The following is an 18,440-nucleotide window of genomic DNA, read 5'->3' as shown; positions in this document are numbered from 1 at the left end:
GAACGGCTAGCCGGTAAACGTTCCTGTCCGGGATTCGTAAGCCGTTTGTTAGCGGAATCCGGGTGACTGTATCGGAAATTCGCTCCAGGATCGGGGCGCGGTCTGTGGGGGCCGAATCGCATGCTCGGTTTGCCGATGATATCGGTGCGCAATCTCGCCATGCGTTATGGCGGCGTTGTCGCGCTCAGGGATATGAACCTGTCTGTCGGACAGGGGACGATCCATGCTGTCGTCGGTGAAAGCGGCGCCGGAAAGTCGACGCTGGTGAAGCTGCTTGCCGGCGTGCTCCGGCCCAACAGCGGCACCATCCGCGTCGGCGACCAGATGGTCACCGTCGACACCCCGATCGCTGCACGCAAGCACAGCTTCGGCGTCGTCCACCAAGGGCTCGGCCTGTTTGCCGACCGCTCGGTGCTGGCCAATCTGTTCGTCAATCGCGAGCCGTTGCGCAATGGCTTCGTCTCCAGGCGCGAGATGGAGGCACGCAGCCGCACCGTGCTTCGGCAACTCAAGCTCGACGTCGATGTCCACGCTCCTGTGGGACAACTCGGCATGGGCGAACGGCAATATGTCGAACTCGGCCGCGCAATTCTGGAAGGCCCGAGGCTGCTGATCCTCGATGAACCGAATTCTGCGCTCGACCGGCGCCAGACCGAGCACCTGTTCACCGTACTAAGAGACCTCAAGGCCAAGGGCACGAGCGTGCTCTATGTCTCGCACCGGCTGGAGGATGTGTTTGCGATCGCAGACCAGGTCACGGTGATGCGCAACGGCCGTGACGTGCTGACAAGTGAGCGCTCGGCGTTGAGCGAAGCCGATGTGATCGACGCCATGATCGGCCAGCAGCGCGACAGCCTGTTCCCGCCTGCACTGCCGGCCAATGCCAGCACGATAAGGCCGCGGATCACGGTGGAGGGTCTGAGCGGCGGCCGGATTTCCGGCGTCAGCTTCACCGCCCGCTCCGGCGAGATCCTCGGCTTGGCCGGGCTTGAGGGGTCAGGCGTTGAACACCTGTTCGAGATGCTGTTTGGCCTGCGCAAGGCGCAAAGCGGCAGGGTGCGGCTCCCCGACGGCTACGGCTTGCCTGGAAATCCGACCGAAGCGGCGCGGCGCGGCATCGGCCTGGTGCCGGCCAACCGCCTGTGCAACGGCCTGATGCCCGACCGGTCGCTGGCCTTCAACATAGGCAACATCGCTACCGGCGCCCGCAACTGGGGGTCGCGCCGCTACTCGCCCAAGGCCGCGATCGCCGCCGCCGCAAGGCAGATCGATGCGCTGCGCATCAAGGGCCTGCCGGACGCGCCGGTGAATTCGCTGCTGGCCGGCGATCAGCAGAAGATCGTAGTCGCCAAATGGCTGGAGACGGCGCCGCAAGTGCTGCTCCTAGACAATCCGGCTGGCGGTATCGAGGCGGCTGCCAAGCGCAAGATCTATGCGCTGATCCGGCAGATGGCAGCCAATGGCTGTATCGTTTTGCTGCGTTCGGTCGAGCCGTCCGAACTGACCAACCTCAGCAACCGCGTCCTTGTCTTCCACCGCGGCCGGGTCGCCGGCGAGCTGTCCGGCGCCGAGATGAAGCGAAGGACAGTGCTGCAACTGACCACCACCGGCGAGATGCCGGAGGCGGAGCGGCCGAAAAAGAAACTCGTGGGAGCCATGGCATGACACGATTGGATCCCATGCTACAGCTTGCCGGTTCGGCTGCCCACCCGAAGCGCAGCCTTCGCCTGCCCGTCGAACTCAGGCCGCTCATCGGGCTCGTTGTCCTGGTGGCGATTACAGGCTTTGCCCGGCCGGATTTCCTCGATGAGGCCAATGTGCTGTCGTTGCTGGAAACCGCTGCGTATCCCGGCATGCTGGCGATCGGCATGGTGTTCATGCTCGCACTCCGCGAGATCGACCTTTCCGTCGGCTGGATATTCCATCTCGCGGCCCTTCTCACCGCATTCCTTCTGGCCGCCGGCATCGACCCGTGGCTTGCCGCCCTTGCCGGCGTGCTGCTCGGCGCCGGGCTCGGCCTCGTCAACGGCCTGCTGGTGGTGGCGCTGCGACTGCCGGCCATCGTCGTTACGCTGGGCACCTTTGCAATGTTCCGGGGCCTGGCGGCGGTGGCCGTCAAGATGCAAGCGACAGCTCCGGCCAGCCCAGGCGGCGACTTCTTTGAGATCGTTCACGGCAAGCTGTTCGGCCTTGTGCCGACGGCTGTCTTTGTCTTCGTCGCAATGGCGGTGGTGATGCACCTCGTGCTTCACCGCAGCCGCTTCGGCTACCGGATCCAGGCCGTCGGCAGCAATCCGCAGGCGGCGCTCTATGCCGGCATCCCGACAGGTGCTGTGCGGCTGCAGACGCTGGTGCTGATGGGCATCGTCTCGGGGCTGGCGGGCGCGCTGTGGCTTGGCTCTCCCGTTACCGACGTCGACCAAGGCGGCGGTTTCGTGCTGATGGCGATTGCCGCGGCGATCATCGGCGGCACCTCGCTTTCCGGCGGGCGCGGCACCGTCTTCGGTGCGGTGATCGGCATGCTGATCGTCCAATTCATCTTGAGCGGCGTGACCCTGTTCGGCATCGACGCCGTATGGAGCCCCTTCGTGATCGGCGCGGTGATGGTGCTTGCGCTCGCGCTCGACCGGCTGGACAAGGTGCTGCGCATCCGCCAGGCCGAGCGCTTCCAGGAAAATCCGCGCGCCTGAGTTTAAGCCCCGCCTGCTTGCCGGGAAATATCTCTATCTCTTGGTTGACGCAATTCCGGACGGAAAACCGTTTCACACTTTTCCTGGAATTGCCCTCTAACTGATGCGATCTGATGGGATCGATGATGGCGCGTTGCATCGCGCCACCATCCATTGGGCGGATAGAGGCTTGCCATCGGCCGCAAAAGAAGATGCTCTGCGCATCCGGGTCGGCGCTGGCAGGAGGATAGGATCAAGGACATGGCCCGGATCATCGCCGGACGTGGAGGTCGTTTTTCAACATGGGAGGAAAGCAAATGCTGACGAGGCTACGATTACTCGTGCTTGGCTTGATTGTGGCGCTGGCCGTTCCGGCGGCGGCACAGGCCAAGACGTTCTACTGGATTTCGCATGGCGGCCCGGCCGACCCGGTCTGGACCTACTTCCTGGCCGGCGCCAAGCAATGGGCGAAGGACACCGGCAACACCGTCAACACCTCGTTCCACAATGGCGACGTTGCCTCGCAGCAGGAGGCCGTGCGCGCCGCGATCTCGGCCAAGGCCGACGGCATCGTCACCACCAGCCCCGATCCGGGCAGCCTGATCGAAATCGCCAAGGAAGCCAACACGGCCAAGATCCCGATCATCAACTTCAACACGCCCGATCCCAAGGCAAGCTTCGACGCCTATGTCGGCGGCGACAACGTCACCTTCGGCAAGCACTGGGCGCAATATCTGGTCGACAAGGGCCTGGTGAAGAAGGGCGACTTCGTCTGGATGCCGGTCGAAATCCCCGGCGCCACCTACGGCGTCCAGGAAGAGGAAGGCATCAAGAGCGTCTTCGAACCGCTGGGGATCACCTATGAGATCACCGAAGCGACCCTCGACCAGGCCGAAGCCATCAACCGCATGGTCGACTATCTCACCGCCAACAAGGCCAAGGTCAAGGCAATCATCGGCCTCGGCGATCTGGTCACCGGCTCGATCAAGCGGGTGTTCGACCAGGCCGGCATCAAGCCGGGCGAAATCCCGGTCGTCGGCTGGGGCAACTCGCTCGACACCACCCAGGAAGTGCTGACCGGCTACGTCAATGCCGGCCAGTGGCAGGACCCGCAGGCGACCAGCTACGTCGCGCTGTCGCTGGCCAACATGGCGGCGTCAGGCATTCCTCCGGGCTTCAACGTCATCACCGGCGCGCTCTATGAAAAGGACACCGCGCAGGTCTACGACGACATCCTGTCGGGCAAATAACCCAGACCTTCAACAGTCGCGGCCGCAGCCGCGGTCGCGACTGTCTTTTCGCCGAGCCCTTCGCGTTGCGCGCTGGGCTCAGCCTTCCCCTTCCTGTCGCAGGTTATCAGTGGAAAACCGTTCGCTCATCCAACGCCTGATCGCGAGGCCGGAATTCGGGCCCTTCGTTCTGCTCATCGTCGAAATCGCGGTGTTCTGGAGCATCAACCACGATTTCCTGTCGCCGCAGAACATCTCCAACACGCTGGCCTTCACCGTCGAGCTCGGGCTGATCGCGCTGGCGATGACGCTGTTGATGACGTCGGGTGAATTCGATCTGTCGGTCGGCTCGCTGTTCGGCTTTTCGCCGGTGCTGATGTGGACGCTGTTCAACAGCGGCCTGACCTCGCTGGAGGTCGGCTTCCTCGCCGCGCTGCTGATCGCGGCCTTCATCGGCCTGGTCAATGGCTGGTTCGTCACGCAGCTGAAAATCCCATCCTTCCTGGTGACGCTCGGCATGCTGCTGGTGGTGCGCGGCACCGCGCTGTTCGTCACCGACGGCTTTCCGCAGCGGACGTGGAGCGCCGAGGGCAGCTGGCTGGCCGAAGCGCTGGTCGGTGATTTCTTCATCGGCCCGTTCCGCATCTACATGTCGCTCTTCTGGTTCATCGCGGCGGCCATCGCACTGGGCTACGTGCTGACGCAAAGCCGGACCGGCAACTGGATCCAGGCAGCCGGCGGCAATCCAGGCGCCGCAAGGGCGCGCGGCGTCAACGTCAGCGGCGTCAAGATCGGCCTGTTCGTGCTGTCGTCGGTGATGGCTTCGCTTGCCGGCGTCATCTCGTCGCTGCGCACGTCGGCCGCCAACCCCAACAGCGGCACCGGCTACGAGCTCGAAGTCATCGCCATGGTGGTGATCGGCGGCACGGCGCTGACCGGTGGGCGCGGCACCATCATCGGCACCGTGCTCGGCATCCTCATCCTGCGCGTCATGCGCAACGGCATCGTGCTGATCGGCGTGCCCGGGCTGGCCTACAACATCTTCATCGGCGCCATCATCCTCGGCATGATGGCGCTGCACTCATGGCTGGAACGCCGGCATCAGGCAGGGACCTAGAACCATGGCTGAACCGCTCATCCGCATGTCCAACATCAAAAAGTCCTACGGGCGCGTGCAGGCGCTCGAAGACGCCAATTTTCATGTCAACGAAAGGGAGATCGTCGGCCTGCTCGGCGACAATGGCGCCGGCAAATCGACGCTGATCAAGGTGTTGTCGGGGGCGGTGCCGCTGACCAGCGGCGACATTTTCATCCGCGGCAAGAAGGTCAATCTGCGCAGCACCAGCGACGCCATCGCGCACGGCATCGAGACGATCTACCAGGATTCGGCACTGGTGACGCAGCTGTCGATCGCACGCAACCTGTTCCTCGGCCGCGAGCCGATCAAACCAACGCGCTTTTTGAACCGCATGGACCAGGAGGCGATGAACAATGTCGCGCGCGACCTGCTGAAACAGGTCGGCATCTCTAAGAACATCCCGCCGACGACGCCGATCGGCTCCCTGTCCGGCGGCGAGCGGCAGGCCGTCGCCATCGCGCGCGCCATGCACTTCGACAGCGACCTGATCATCCTCGACGAGCCGACCAACAATCTCGGCGTCGCCGAGACGCAAGGCGTGCTGAGCTTCGTGCGCAACGCGCGCGATTCCGGGCATTCCTGCATCTTCATCGCCCACAACATCCACCATGTCTTCCAGGTGGTTGACCGCATCGTCGTCATGCGCCGGGGCAAGGTGGTGGCCGACGACATCGACCCGAAGAAGACCAGCGTGGCCGAGGTCGAACGCATCATCACCGGGATGTCGGACAAGGAGATCCGCGACGCCATCATCGAAGGCGGGCCATCGCACGGCTGAACCGTCTTCGCGCCGTCTGGCACGGAAACGCATCCGCTCTAACTCGTTGTAGAGCATGACCTTTTGACAAAACGGTTCCCGTTTGTCCGAGAAAACCGGTTCCCACTTTTCGGGATCATGCTCTATGACTGCAGCCATGAAAGCCACCGTTGCCGACATAGCCAGGAGCTGCGGCCTGTCGACCGCGACCGTCGACCGGGTTCTGAACAACCGGGCCGGCGCGAGCGCCGCCAACCGCCAACGGGTGATGGAGGCGGCCAAGCAGCTCGGCTATTTGCCGGTGGTCGATCAGGTGACGCTGCCGTCGCGGCCGGCGCATCTTGAATTCTTCCTGCCGATCGGCGCCAACGGTTTCATGATCGACCTCGCCGGGCACATCGAGGACTATGCGGGGCGCCTGCCGCTGGTCGCCTCGTGCCGGATCCACAATCTCGGCGGCATCTCGCCGGCAGCGCTGCAGGCGGCGGTTGAAAATCTGTCGCTGAAGGCCAATGGCGTCGGCGTCATTGCCGTCGATCATCCGCGAACGCGCAACATATTGCGCGATGTGGTCGAGGCAGGCATCCGCCTTGTCACGCTGGTCTCCGACGTTCCAGCCGCCCCGCGTTCGGCCTATGTCGGCATCGACAACCGGGTTGCCGGACGCACGGCGGCGCTGTTGATGGGGCGCTTCCTCAACGGCCGCCAGGGTCATCTGGCGATGGTCGTCGGCTCGCGTTCCTATCGCGGGCACGAGGAGCGCGAGATGGGCTTTCGGTCGGTGCTGACAGAGGAATTCCCCAATCTCACGGTCTCGAGTGCGGTCGAGATCAATGACGAACCGGAGGGCAGCTACACCGCAACGATGCAGGCGCTGCACAACGAGCCGGAACTGCTCGGCATCTATTGCGTCGGCGCCGGGCGCTCAGGTGTGGCGAGAGCGCTGCTCGAGGCCAAGCCAAAGAAGAAGCCGGTCTTCATCTGCCACGACCTGACCAAGGAAACGCGCGGCTATCTCGTCGACGACCTCGCCGATGTCGTCATCGACCAGAATGCGCGGCTGATCGCGGAGCAATCTGTGATCCGCCTGCTCGGCTCGATCGCATCCGCCGCGCCATACCTGACGAAGAAGTTCATCGAGCCACGGCTGATCTTCAAGGAAAACGTGCCGGTGCAGTGAAGTCGCGCCGTGGCGGTTTCTCCGATTTGTACGACAAGTCGGGGTAGATGCCGCAAATCTGCACAGCAGCCATGCAACTTTCATTGTTGCCGAATCATTGGGCAACCCGTACTCATCTGGGTGTCGGCCATCTACTCCTCCCAGATGCGATGCCGACGCTGAGCGCGGTGCACCTCCTCCCGCATCTCGTTCGAAATCGAGCCCGCTGCCACCTCCTCCCGGCAGCGGGCTTTTTTCATTCTCAAATGAATCTAAATTAGAGTTGACGGGCAAGTTCGGAGAATAGCCAAAAGCCCCGCCGGATGATGGGGACTCCTCAACTCCGAAAGCTGGAATTCAGCGCGCCCTGAAAGAGCTGATCAGGCCTTCAGCCATGCGCACGAACTGCGTGCTGGGGCCCTGGCAGCCCATGGTCTGCACGCTGACGCGCGCCCCTTCGAACAGCAGCGACAGCGTATCGGCCAGAAGCTCGGCCTGACCGATGCCCGCATCCCGGCACAGCGCAACGAGGCGATCGCGCTGAGCGCTCTTGAGCTCCTTGATCACGCTCCTGGCGGGATGGTCCGGCTCGGTCAATTCGGCGGCGGCATTGGCCATGTCGCAGCCGCGACCGTCAGCCGCCAGGCAAGCAGCGGCCATGCGAATCCAGGCATGCAACTGGGCGAGCTTGTCGCCGGGATGCTCAGCCTCGAATTGGTCCCACATCGCGGCGCCTTTAGCCGCCGACGCGCGCAGGCATTGGACGATCAGTTCGTCCTTCGACTCAAAATGACGGTAGAGCGTCATCTTGTTGGTGCCGGCGGCTTCCGTGATGGCGTCGACACCGACGCCCTTGATGCCATGCTTGTGAAACATGTCCTGCGCCGTCTCCAGGATTCGGTCCCGGGGGCGCACGCGATCGGTAATGCCGTCTGCCATCGCAGTCTCCTTGTCTCCCTAAAAATTCGGTTCACCTCTTGACTAGGGTGTTACCGGTCTGTAACTATCCGAATGTTACTTACTGGTAACACCTATGTGGCCTTCCGTCAATAACAAGGCCGTGAACTGGTCCTGCCAGATCACAAAGGGTGAAAATTGCAGGTCATGCGGCTCCGGCCGGTGAAGAGATGAAAACCGGTTCGCGATCGTCCGATGCGGGCCGCTGGAATGGAGACGCTCCAATGTCGCAGCGCAAGGATTTGACCATCGATGAAGCCATCCGGGATCCGATGATCCGGCTGGTGATGAAAGCGGACCGCGTCAATCCGCGCGCCTTCGAAGCGATGCTGAGGACCGTTGCCGATGAGCAGGGCCTCAGCGGTGCGGCGCCGTCTTCGTATTTTTTGCAGGACCCGGGTTCGGTGCGCGGCCGGCGGCTGTCCCGGTCTGCCAATTCTTTTAAAGAGGCCGGTTCTTCTAAAGAGGTTTGCGTGTCGTGGTAAACTTTTTCATCCATCGTCCGATCTTCGCCTCGGCCATCGCCATCATCATGGTGCTCGCCGGGACGATTTGTTATTTCCTTTTGCCGGTTTCGCAGTTTCCCGACATCACGCCGCCGCAGGTCGTGGTCAGTGCGCATTATCCGGGCGCCAGCGCGCAAGTGGTCGCCGATACGGTGACGACGCCGCTGGAGCAGCAGATCAACGGCGTCGAAGGCATGACCTACATGTCGTCGTCGAGCTCCAATGACGGCTCCTCGACCATCACCATCACCTTCGATGTCGGCTATTCCTTGAGCACCGCGGCCGTCGACGTCCAGAACCGCGTCTCGCAAGCCGCCTCGTCGCTGCCGGCGATCGTCAACCAGGGTGGCGTGACGATCAAGAAGCAGAACCCGAATTTCGTCCTCATCGTCAATCTGACCTCGCCCGACAGTTCGGTCGATCCGGTGGCGCTGAGCAACCTCGCCTATCTGCAGGTTGTCGATCCTTTGAAGCGGCTGCCCGGCGTCGGCGACGTGCAGATCTTCGGCGAACGCCGCTATTCGATGCGCGTCTGGCTCGATCCGGACAAGCTCGCCAATCTCGGCATCACCGCTGTCGACGTCCAGAACGCCATCTCGGAACAGAACGTCCAGGTGGCGGCCGGCAAGATCGGCCAGTCGCCGGCGCCCGCCGGCACCGCCTTCGAGATGCAGGTCAACGCCGTCGGCCGCCTGAGCGACCCCAAGGAGTTCGGCGACATCGTCGTGCGCGCCAACACCGGCACCGGCTCGCTGGTGCGGCTGCGCGACGTCGCCCGCATCGAGCTCGGCGCGCTGCAATATTCGTCGTCGGCCTTCTTTGGCAAGGACCCCACGGTGGTGCTGGCCGTCTACCAGATGCCCGGTTCCAACGCGCTCGATCTGCAGCAGCACGTCAAGGACAAGATGCAGGAACTGTCGGCCCGTTTCCCCAAGGGCGTCTCCTACGCCATGCACTACGACACCACGCGCTTCGTGTCGGCATCGATGCATGACGTGCTGATCACGCTGGGCGAAGCGCTGGTGCTGGTCGTGGCCGTGGTGTTCATCTTCCTGCAGAGCTGGCGCACGACGATCATCCCGACCATCGCCATTCCGGTGTCGCTGGTGGCGACGATGGTCGTCATGGAAATGATGGGCTTCTCGCTCAACATGCTCTCCCTGCTCGGCATGGTGCTGGCCATCGGCCTCGTCGTCGACGACGCCATCGTGGTGGTCGAAAATGTCGAGCGACAATTGGAGGCGGGCCTCAAACCGCTGGCGGCGACCAAGGCCGCGATGGCCGAGGTCACCGGACCGATCATCGCCACCACCGCGGTGCTGATGGCCGTCTTCGTGCCCGTTGCCTTCATTCCTGGCGTCTCCGGCAAGCTCTACAATCAGTTCGCGCTGACGGTGGCGATTTCGGTCGGCATATCCGCCTTCAACTCGCTGACGCTCAGCCCGGCGCTGAGTGCCGCCTTCCTGCGCCATCGCGGGGAGACGCAGTTCGCCCCGTTCCGCTGGTTCAACACGGGTTTCGACAGGCTGTCGCATGCCTATGCCCATGGCGTACGCATCCTCATCCGGCTGCGCTGGATCATGCTCGGTCTGTTCGCGGCCGGCCTGGTCGCCACCTACTTCGTCTGGCAAAAGCTGCCCTCGACCTTCCTTCCGGTCGAGGACCAGGGTTACTTCTTCGTCGTCATCCAGCTGCCTGACGGCGCCTCGCTGGAACGCACTGACGCCGTGGCCCAGAAGGCGCGCGACATCCTCCAAGCTACGCCCGGCGTCGAGATTGTCGGCTCGATCAGCGGCCTGAACTTCCTGACCAGTGCCGCGCAGTCGAACTCGGCTGTCGAGTTCGCCATCCTGAAGCCGTGGGAAGAGCGCGGCCCCGACCAGAGCGCGTCGAAGCTCGTCGCCGACGTGCGCGGGAAGCTGATGCAGATTCCGGAAGCCTTCGCGCTGTCCTTCGATCCGCCTTCGATCCCGGGTATCGGCACCACGGGCGGCTTCGAATTCGTCGTCGAGGATCTCACCGGGCGCGGCAGTTCAGCCCTCAACGACGCGACGCAAGCCGTGATCGCCGAGGCGCGCAAGCAGCCGGAAATCAACCCGCAGCAGCTGTTCTCGCCGTTCTCGACCTCGACGCCGCAGTTCAACTACGACCTCGACCGCAGCAAGGCCAAACTGCTCGGCCTCAACCTGCCCGACGTCTTCAACACGCTGCAGATCTATCTCGGCTCGCTCTACGTCAACGACTTCAACCTGTTCGGCCGCACCTTCCGGGTGACCATCCAGGCCGACAAGGATGCACGTGCCGACGCAGGCGACCTTTCGCGGCTCTATGTGCGCAACGCCTCCGGCGGCATGGTGCCGCTGAGCACACTGGGCAAACTGGTGCCGTTCGTCGGCCCGGAAACCGTGCCGCACTACAACAACAACGCCTCGGCCACGATCAATGGCGGCGCAGCCCCCGGCTTCTCGTCAGGCCAGGCGGTTGCCGCGATGGAACGGGCCGCCGCCACCGCTTTGCCCAGGGATTTCGGTTTCGAATGGACCGGCATCACCTTCCAGGAGCTCAAGGCAGGATCGATCGCGTCGGTCGTCTTCGGCCTCGCCATCGTCTTCGTCTTCCTGATCCTGGCGATGCAGTATGAGAGCTGGGCGATGCCGTTCATGGTGCTGCTGGCGGTGCCACTGGCCCTGTTCGGCGCCTTCGCAGCCCTGTTCTTGCGCGGCATGCAGATCGACGTCTACTCGCAGATCGGCTTCGTCATGCTGATCGGCCTCGCCGCCAAGAACGCGATCCTGATCGTCGAGTTTGCAAGGCGGCGGCGCGAGGAGGGACTGAGCATTGTCGACGCGGCAATGGAAGCTGCGCGGCTGAGGCTGCGGCCGATCCTGATGACGGCCTTCGCCTTCATCCTCGGCGTGCTGCCGCTGATGTTTGCGACGGGTGCGGGTGCGGCAAGCCGGCAGTCGATCGGCACCACCGTGTTTGGCGGCATGGTCGCGGCGACCATCCTGTCGCTGGTGTTCGTGCCAGTCTTCTACGCGGTCATCGAACAGCTGCGCGAACGCCGCGTGCGCAGCGAACCCAACGCTGCTCATGACCAGGACAATAATGAACCGACTGCCGAACCAGCGCCGATGCGCCTGGCCGAAGCAGCCGAATAGAATTGGAGACCAAAATGCGTAAATGGAAAATAGCTTTGGGAACGGCCGTCGCCCTGGGAGCGATCTCGGTGGCAAGCGTCCACTTCCTCGACATGGGCAATCTCAGCCTCAATGCCGGCACGGCGGCAGCGACGGCAGCACCTGCGGCATTCGTCATGCCGGTGCCGGTGACGAGCGTGGTCAAGAAGACGATCCCGATCTACCTTGACTACGCCGCCCGCATCGAGGCTATCCGCAGCGTCACCTTGCAGGCCCGCGTGCCCGGCTATCTGCAGGAGCAGACGGCTAAGGACGGCGCGGATGTGCGCCAGGGTGATCTGCTCTACAAGATCTCGCCTGACGACTTCAAGGCGGCTCTCGACCAGGCCAAGGCCGAAGTGCAGCGCGACCAGGCGAGCCTCGACTATGCGCGCTCCAATCTCGGCCGCGGCTCCGAACTCGCCAAGAGCGGTTATCTGGCCAAGGATGGGTTCGACCAGCGCACGAGCACCTTGCGTCAGGCCGAAGCGTCGCTTGCCGTCAACCAGGCGGCGGTGCGGACGGCCGAGCTTAATTTGAGCTACGCCGAAATCCACGCTCCGTTTGCCGGCCGCGTCGGCCGCAACCAGGCTTCGGTCGGCACGCTGGTCAGCGTCGCCGGCACGGTGCTGAACACGCTGGTGCAGCTCGACCCGATCTACGTCACCTTCAATCCGAGCGAGACGGATCTGGCCGAAATCGAACAGGCCCGGGCCGCCGGCCCGATCGAGGTCGAGGTGCTGCTGCCCGGCGAGACCGAAGCCAGCCAGAAGGGCGAACTCACCTTCATCGACAACACGGTCGACCACTCGACCGGCACGATTACGGCGCGCGCCACCATCGGCAATGCGAAGTTCTCGCTGCTGCCGGGCCAGTATGTCCGCGTGCGGCTGCACATCAAGCAGCTGCCCGACGCGCTGATGGTGCCGCAGGTGGCGCTGGGTTCGAGCCAGCTCGGCAAATATGTCTATGTCGTCGGCAAGGGCAACACGGTCGACCAGCGCATCGTCTCGCTCGGCGCGACCAGCGGCGACCTTGTGGCGGTGCTCAGCGGCGTTGCCGAAGGCGACCAGGTGATAACCGGCAATCTGCAGAAGATCGGACCAGGAATGCCGATCTCGCCGTTGCCCCAGGAGAAACCGGCCAGCTGATAACCCCCATCAGCCCCGGTCCTGCGGCGCCTTCGGCTTCCACGCCGAGGGCGCCGTTTTTTATGGAGCGCCGCACGCCGTTTTTGGAGTAACCGCAAGGCACAAGAATCCGGAACAGACATATTGTAGGATTGTCGACAATCTGCTTGTCTGTTTCCGGCTCTCACTGGAGTGACGGAATGGCCAAGCTGGACTTCAATCCGATCGCGGATACGACACGCCGAGCCGAGATCGTTGCGCTGTTGCGGCGGGCGATCCTGACCGGCCAGCTGGAACCCGGCCAAAAGCTGAACGAGCTGAGGATCGCTGAGCAGATGCGGGTCAGCCGTGCGCCGTTGCGCGAGGCGATGCGCGAGCTGGTGCAGGAAGGCATCCTGACCAGCATTCCCTATGCCGCCACCTTCGTCATCGATGTCACCGCCAAAGATATCGACGACGCCTATTCGCTGAACAAGGTGCTCGATGAATTCGCCATCGAGCGGACATGGAAGCTGCGCGACCAGCGCTTCTTCGATGAACTCGACCGCCGGCACGAAGCGGTGAAGCAGGCAACGCGCGCGCGCGACACCACCCGCCAGATCGAGACCGCACTGCAATTGCACGGGCTGATCTATGAATGGGCCGACAATTCGGTGCTGCTGGAAACTTGGCAGCGGCTGACCAGCCGGCTGCAAATGTACTTTGCCCTGCACCAGCGGGCCCGCAACGAGCCGGTGCCGGCCGAAGATCTCCACGAAACCTATGTGCGGCTCTTGAAGGGCGCCGACATGCGCGCTGCCCAGCGCCATGCGCGCGAGCATATCGACCTCGATTTCGAAGAGCTGCTTGCCTATGCGCGTGGCCTCGAGCAGCGGAACATCGAAGGGCTGACCCTCCTCAACGCCTAGAGACAACGGACAGACAAGTGCAGATCAAAACCATCAAGGCCTATCGCGTCGTGCAGCCCTTCGTGGACGGGCCCTACCGCATGTCCAAGGGGCGGGTTGCAGACTGCTTCGATGCGGTGATCGTCGCCATCACCTCCGACAGCGGCGTAACCGGCTGGGGCGAGATGGCGCCGCTCGGCAATTTCTATTCGGCCGCCTTTCCGGCGGGAACGCGTGCGGGCGTGGTCGAGATCGCGCCGCACCTGATCGGCCAGGACCCGCGTGGCCTCGCCGGCATCGGCCGATTGATGGATACGGTGTTCAAGGGCCATCCCTACATCAAGTCGGCGCTCGACATGGCCTGCTGGGATCTGGCGGCCCGGGCCGCCGACGTGCCGCTGGTGACCATGCTTGGCGGCCGCGAGAGCGACATGGCGGAGACCTACCGCGTCGTCACCCACGGCACGCTCGACCAGATGGCGGCACTGGCCAAAAGGATCATCGCGGAAGGCTGCCGGCGGCTGCAGGTCAAGGTCGGCGGCAATGTGCATGACGACATCGACAGGGTGAGCGCAGTCGCTTCGGCCGTGCCGAAAGGCACGGTGATTTTCTGCGACGCCAATGCCGGCTGGACACCCTACCAGGCGCGGCAGTTCGCCGATGCAACGCGCGGCATCGACTACACGTTCGAGCAGCCCTGCACGACGATCGAGGAGAACATGTCGGTGCGCCGCATGCTCGACAAGCCGATGGTGCTGGACGAGAGCGTCATCTCGCTCGAGGCGATGCTGGAAATCCATCGCCTGGGCGCCGCCGACGGGCTGACGCTGAAGATCTCGCGGCTTGGCGGCGTAACCAGGACAAGGCAAATCCGCGACGTCGCCGTCGATCTCGGTTTCATGATCACCGTCGAGGATACGGGCGGCGCCGAGATCGACACGGCGGCGATGGCGCATCTGTCGCTGTCGACGCCGGAAGAACGCCGGCTGCACGCCATCGCCTTCCATGAGTGGGTGACGGTGCGCACGGCCTCCAACGCCCCACCGGTCACCGGCAGCCACATGGGCATTCCCGACGGGCCCGGCCTCGGCATCGATGTCGTGCCCGACCTGCTCGGCAAGCCTTTCCTAGAGATCGGCTGAGATCAAGCGCAGCATGAAGCTGTCACCCCACGAATCCTCCGTGGGAGATTTGGTCCTGCAGCCATTCTCCGATTTGCGGGTTGAAATATTTTTCAAATGGAAATAGGAATGTTCAAAATGATGATTTGACGCTGCGGCGCGTCATGACTGGAGGAAGCGATATGGCCCATCCGCAATTTGCAGCGGAACTTCTGCAGCGCGCTGAAGCCCAAGGGCCCATCACCATCGGACTCGCCGGCGCCGGGCAGATGGGCACCGACATCGTCGTCCAGGTGGCGCTGATGCCGGGCATGCGGATCGGTGCCATTTCCGAGGTGCGGCCGCAAGCGGCGATCGATGCCGCACTGCTCGCCGGCCATGACCGCTCCGACATCGTCCAGGCTGCGAACGCCTCTGCCATCGACCGCGCCATCGAGGCCGGCAAGATCGCTGTCACCGAAGATCTGCATGCGCTGGCCGCGGCCGGCCGCATTGATGTCATCATCGACGCGACAGGCAATCCGAACATCGGCACGCTGTTTGCGCTCGAAGTGATGAAGAACGGCAAGCACATCGTTATGCTCAATGTCGAGGCGGACATTACGATCGGCCGCTTCCTCAAGGAGGAAGCGCGCAAGGCCGGCGTGGTCTACACCGGTGCGGCCGGCGACGAACCCGCCTGCACGCTGGAGATCATCGGCTTCGCCAAGAGCCTCGGCTTCAACATCATCGCCGCCGGCAAGGGCAAAAACAACCCGCTCAAGATCGACGCCATGCCCGCCGACTACGAGAAGGAAGCGGCCGAGCGCAACATGAATGCGCGCATGCTGGTCGAGTTCGTCGACGGTTCCAAGACGGCGATCGAGATGGTGGCTATCGCCAACGCCACCGGGCTGGTGCCCGACGTGCCGGGCATGCACGGCCCGACGGCGACGCTGGAGGAACTGGCCAGCGTTCTTTGCCCGCGCGAGGATGGCGGCGTGCTGCACCGCAAGGGCGTGGTCGACTATTCCATCGGCAAGGGCGTGGCGCCCGGCGTGTTCTGCATCATCGAAACGAGGCATCCGCGCGTGCTGGAGCGCATGGTCGACCTCAAGGTCGGCAAGGGCCCCTATTTCACGATCTACCGTCCCTATCACCTGACAAGCCTTGAAGTGCCACTGTCGGCGGCGCGCGCCGTTGTCTACAAACGTGCCGACATGGAGCCGCTCGACCATCCGGTCGCCGAAGCGGTGGCGGTGGCCAAAAGCGATCTCGGCGCCGGGCAGTCGCTGGGCATGATCGGCGAGAACGACTATCGCGGCTTCGCCATGACCTGGGAGGACGCCCGCGCCAAGGGCGCGCTGCCGCTCGGGATTGCCGAACGCGCCAAGGTGGTCAAGCCGGTCAAGACCGGCGACTTCCTCACCTATGAAAATTGTGTACCCGACGATTCGATGGTGATAACGCAGATCCGCCGCCGTCTCGACCAGTCGGACGGACAGTTTGTGACCAACGCCGCCTGAACCTTCGGGATCTCCCTGTGATGGACGATGTCGTTATCGGGATCGATGCCTCGACGACGGCGGTGAAGGCAATCGCCTTCACCCGCGACGGCGCGGAGCTGTTCCAGGCGCGCGAGGCCTATCCGCTGGCCAATCCGAAGCCCGGCCATTTCGAGCAGGATGCCGAACATTGGTGGGCAGCCCTCGTCAGTGCGCTGAAGCAGGTTGCCGACAAGGTCGGCGCCGCGCGCGTGGCGGCAATTGCCATAGCCCATCAGCGCGAGACCTTCACCCTGATCGATCAGGCCGGCACGCCGCTCATCCCGGCGATCCTGTGGCTTGACGAGCGCGCCCGGCCACAAGTCGCCCGGCTGTCGGCCGAACTCGGCCGCGAGGCGATCCGCGACTGGAGCGGCAAGCCGCCGGATCCGACGCCGGCGCTCTATGCCATCGCCTGGTTGGCGGAACACCAGCCGCAGGTGCTGGCCAACGCCGCCGCCCTGGTCGATGTTCATGGCTTCTTCGTTCACCGGCTGACCGCACAGCTGGTTACCAGCACGGCAAGTGCCGACCCGCTCGGCTTGCTCGATGTCGCGACAGGCGAATGGCACGCTGAGCTTGTGGCGGCTGCAGGGCTGCAGCCACGGCAGTTGCCGGCGCTGATCGGCCCAGGCGAAATCTGCGGCGGCCTTGCCGAAAGCATTGCCCAGCTGACTGGCCTCAAAGCGGGCACGCCAATTGTCGCCGGCGCCGGCGATGGCCAGGCCATGGGTCTCGGCATGGGCGTCTATGGTGCCGGCAGGAGCTATCTCTCGCTCGGCTCCGGTGTCGTCTGCGGCTGCTATTCCGGCACAGTCACCACATCGGACGCGTTTCGCACGCTGGTCTCGCCCACCGGTTCGGGCTTCATGCTGGAAACCGTGCTGCGCTCGGGCATGCAACTGGTCGACTGGATCGTGCGCACCACCGGCGCGTCTTCCGCGGCAGAACTGGAGAAGGGTGCGGTCGATGTTGCGGCCGGCAGCGACGGTCTTTTGGTCATGCCCTATTGGGCCGGCGTCATGAGCCCCTATTGGGATGGCGCGGCGCGCGGCGCCGTTGTTGGCCTGTCGCTCGACCATGAGCCCAGGCATCTCTTCCGCGCCACGCTGGAAGGCATCGCTTTGGAGCAAGCCATCGCCAGCGAGGCGATGGAGGCCGAAAGCGGCGGCAAGCCGGGAGAGATGATTGCCGCCGGCGGCGGCACCAATTCGGCGCTGCTGATGAAGATCATGGCCAGCGTGCTGGAGCGGCCGCTGTTCGTGTCGCCGGTCAACGAGGCGGCGGCCCTTGGCGCGGCCATGCTGGCGGCTTCGGCGATCGGCTGGTTTGCCTCGCCGGAAGACGCCGCCAAGGCGATGGCGGCGGCGCCGGCCAGGCGTGTCGATCCGGATATGACGCTGGTGCCGGCTTACCGGGCGCGCAAGGCGATCTACCGCGACCTCTATCACGCGACACGCGACATCCACGCGCGGCTCGGTGCGATCTGAGTTCAAGCGCAGCTTGCCTGCGTGAGGCTCCCATGCCCAACCTGCCCAGCTTGCCGATTTTGCGTCCTGCCCGGCCAATGCTAGACTCATCGGGCTCATGAAAGCAGTATTTCACCTTGCCGCCCTGCCCTGGATTGTCGCGCTTGCGGCAGCTCCAATGACGGCGCGTGCGCAGGACGAGCCGCCCTTCGAGGTCACGCTCGACATGGACAATGACGGCAGGATGGATCGGGCCGCGATCGCGGCGGATTCCGAAACCGGGCTGGCGGATCTCTCGATCTATCTGGCTGCCGGCGAAGGAAAGCTCGATCCTTCGCGCAAGCCTGACTTTGTCAAAAGGGCGCTGACGCAGGACCGTATTCTCGGGCTCGAAAGCAAGGGCAAGGGATCGCTTGTCGTCACCTCGTGCTTCGGCTGCGGCGCCAACAAATCATGGGATGCGACGCTGACCATCGTCTGGCGCGGCGGTAAATTCCTTGTCGCCGGCTACAGTCGCGACTGGGACTGGAATGTGCAGAAAGCCGACGGCTCGGTCGGGACGACGCTGGGCGGCTGCGACATCAATTTTCTCACCGGCAAAGGTACCGCTTCAAAGGACCTGGACGACGGCAAACCGGTCGCGGGAAAATTCGTGTCGATCGCACTGGCCGACTGGTCGGACGACAGTCGTCCGGAGCCCTGCGAATTCTGACCGA

Annotated in this window: 15 protein-coding genes; 14 read left to right on the top strand and 1 reads right to left on the bottom strand. The window is 63.8% G+C overall.

The window, feature by feature from the left end; genetic code table 11:
• Nucleotides 1-120 precede the first annotated feature (120 nt).
• The 6 genes from NKJ58_RS21745 (at nt 121) to NKJ58_RS21720 (ending at nt 6,973) form a co-directional block, all read left to right on the top strand.
• Nucleotides 121-1,665: a sugar ABC transporter ATP-binding protein gene (locus NKJ58_RS21745; protein ID WP_050485824.1), complete on the top strand. Its 1,545-nt coding sequence runs from the start codon at nt 121-123 to the stop codon at nt 1,663-1,665.
• The gene (locus NKJ58_RS21740) at nt 1,662-2,690 is read left to right on the top strand and encodes an ABC transporter permease (RefSeq protein ID WP_197031327.1); all 1,029 of its coding nucleotides are present in this window, start codon (nt 1,662-1,664) and stop codon (nt 2,688-2,690) included. The genes NKJ58_RS21745 and NKJ58_RS21740 overlap by 4 nt, the downstream gene beginning before the upstream one ends.
• 296 nt (nt 2,691-2,986) lie before the next feature.
• Nucleotides 2,987-3,919, top strand: a complete 933-nt coding sequence (locus NKJ58_RS21735; protein ID WP_023687083.1) for a substrate-binding domain-containing protein — start codon at nt 2,987-2,989, stop codon at nt 3,917-3,919.
• A gap of 109 nt (nt 3,920-4,028) precedes the next feature.
• Nucleotides 4,029-5,015 (top strand): ABC transporter permease, encoded by a 987-nt coding sequence (locus NKJ58_RS21730; RefSeq protein WP_023668514.1) that lies wholly within the window; start codon nt 4,029-4,031, stop codon nt 5,013-5,015.
• Between the two features lie 4 nt (nt 5,016-5,019).
• Nucleotides 5,020-5,814, top strand: a complete 795-nt coding sequence (locus NKJ58_RS21725) for an ATP-binding cassette domain-containing protein (protein ID WP_352519954.1) — start codon at nt 5,020-5,022, stop codon at nt 5,812-5,814.
• Nucleotides 5,815-5,950: 136 nt separating this feature from the next.
• A complete protein-coding gene (locus tag NKJ58_RS21720) occupies nt 5,951-6,973 on the top strand; it encodes a LacI family DNA-binding transcriptional regulator (RefSeq protein WP_023668516.1) in 1,023 nt (340 codons plus the stop codon).
• Nucleotides 6,974-7,309: 336 nt separating this feature from the next.
• Here NKJ58_RS21720 and NKJ58_RS21715 read toward each other — a convergent pair whose 3' ends face one another.
• Nucleotides 7,310-7,891, bottom strand: a complete 582-nt coding sequence (locus NKJ58_RS21715; RefSeq protein ID WP_023668517.1) for a TetR/AcrR family transcriptional regulator — start codon at nt 7,889-7,891, stop codon at nt 7,310-7,312.
• A 242-nt stretch (nt 7,892-8,133) separates the two neighbouring features.
• Here NKJ58_RS21715 and NKJ58_RS21710 point away from each other — a divergent pair, with 242 nt between their 5' ends.
• From NKJ58_RS21710 to NKJ58_RS21675, 8 genes are all read left to right on the top strand, one after another.
• Nucleotides 8,134-8,394: a hypothetical protein gene (locus NKJ58_RS21710; protein WP_023692134.1), complete on the top strand. Its 261-nt coding sequence runs from the start codon at nt 8,134-8,136 to the stop codon at nt 8,392-8,394.
• Nucleotides 8,388-11,576 (top strand): efflux RND transporter permease subunit, encoded by a 3,189-nt coding sequence (locus NKJ58_RS21705; protein WP_352521258.1) that lies wholly within the window; start codon nt 8,388-8,390, stop codon nt 11,574-11,576. The genes NKJ58_RS21710 and NKJ58_RS21705 overlap by 7 nt, the downstream gene beginning before the upstream one ends.
• 14 nt (nt 11,577-11,590) lie before the next feature.
• Nucleotides 11,591-12,745 (top strand): efflux RND transporter periplasmic adaptor subunit, encoded by a 1,155-nt coding sequence (locus tag NKJ58_RS21700; RefSeq protein WP_023740662.1) that lies wholly within the window; start codon nt 11,591-11,593, stop codon nt 12,743-12,745.
• A 179-nt stretch (nt 12,746-12,924) separates the two neighbouring features.
• The gene (locus tag NKJ58_RS21695) at nt 12,925-13,632 is read left to right on the top strand and encodes a GntR family transcriptional regulator (RefSeq protein WP_352561102.1); all 708 of its coding nucleotides are present in this window, start codon (nt 12,925-12,927) and stop codon (nt 13,630-13,632) included.
• 17 nt (nt 13,633-13,649) lie between these two features.
• Nucleotides 13,650-14,753: a mandelate racemase/muconate lactonizing enzyme family protein gene (locus NKJ58_RS21690; protein ID WP_023726373.1), complete on the top strand. Its 1,104-nt coding sequence runs from the start codon at nt 13,650-13,652 to the stop codon at nt 14,751-14,753.
• A gap of 161 nt (nt 14,754-14,914) precedes the next feature.
• Complete coding sequence (locus NKJ58_RS21685; protein ID WP_023668524.1) at nt 14,915-16,237, top strand: NAD(P)H-dependent oxidoreductase; 1,323 nt, start codon at nt 14,915-14,917, stop codon at nt 16,235-16,237.
• Between the two features lie 20 nt (nt 16,238-16,257).
• Entirely contained in the window at nt 16,258-17,745 is a 1,488-nt protein-coding gene (locus tag NKJ58_RS21680) for a xylulokinase (RefSeq protein ID WP_023684409.1), read from the top strand.
• Nucleotides 17,746-17,842: 97 nt separating this feature from the next.
• The gene (locus NKJ58_RS21675) at nt 17,843-18,436 is read left to right on the top strand and encodes a hypothetical protein (protein ID WP_156939282.1); all 594 of its coding nucleotides are present in this window, start codon (nt 17,843-17,845) and stop codon (nt 18,434-18,436) included.
• Nucleotides 18,437-18,440: the final 4 nt, after the last annotated feature.

It is taken from the genome of Mesorhizobium sp. M0139, assembly GCF_040322455.1.
Taxonomy (GTDB): Bacteria; Pseudomonadota; Alphaproteobacteria; order Rhizobiales; family Rhizobiaceae; genus Mesorhizobium.
The sequence above is the reverse complement of the archived record's forward strand: the minus strand, read 5'-3'. Positions and strand labels throughout refer to the sequence as shown.

What these genes read in the sequence shown, in the direction of transcription:
- NKJ58_RS21745 (WP_050485824.1), top strand. Translation starts at nt 121, where the DNA reads ATGCTCGGTTTGCCGATGATATCGGTGCGCAATCTCGCCATGCGTTAT.
- NKJ58_RS21740 (WP_197031327.1), top strand. Translation starts at nt 1,662, where the DNA reads ATGACACGATTGGATCCCATGCTACAGCTTGCCGGTTCGGCTGCCCAC.
- NKJ58_RS21735 (WP_023687083.1), top strand. Translation starts at nt 2,987, where the DNA reads ATGCTGACGAGGCTACGATTACTCGTGCTTGGCTTGATTGTGGCGCTG.
- NKJ58_RS21725 (WP_352519954.1), top strand. Translation starts at nt 5,020, where the DNA reads ATGGCTGAACCGCTCATCCGCATGTCCAACATCAAAAAGTCCTACGGG.
- NKJ58_RS21720 (WP_023668516.1), top strand. Translation starts at nt 5,951, where the DNA reads ATGAAAGCCACCGTTGCCGACATAGCCAGGAGCTGCGGCCTGTCGACC.
- NKJ58_RS21715 (WP_023668517.1), bottom strand. Translation starts at nt 7,891, where the DNA reads ATGGCAGACGGCATTACCGATCGCGTGCGCCCCCGGGACCGAATCCTG.
- NKJ58_RS21710 (WP_023692134.1), top strand. Translation starts at nt 8,134, where the DNA reads ATGTCGCAGCGCAAGGATTTGACCATCGATGAAGCCATCCGGGATCCG.
- NKJ58_RS21700 (WP_023740662.1), top strand. Translation starts at nt 11,591, where the DNA reads ATGCGTAAATGGAAAATAGCTTTGGGAACGGCCGTCGCCCTGGGAGCG.
- NKJ58_RS21695 (WP_352561102.1), top strand. Translation starts at nt 12,925, where the DNA reads ATGGCCAAGCTGGACTTCAATCCGATCGCGGATACGACACGCCGAGCC.
- NKJ58_RS21685 (WP_023668524.1), top strand. Translation starts at nt 14,915, where the DNA reads ATGGCCCATCCGCAATTTGCAGCGGAACTTCTGCAGCGCGCTGAAGCC.
- NKJ58_RS21680 (WP_023684409.1), top strand. Translation starts at nt 16,258, where the DNA reads ATGGACGATGTCGTTATCGGGATCGATGCCTCGACGACGGCGGTGAAG.
- NKJ58_RS21675 (WP_156939282.1), top strand. Translation starts at nt 17,843, where the DNA reads ATGAAAGCAGTATTTCACCTTGCCGCCCTGCCCTGGATTGTCGCGCTT.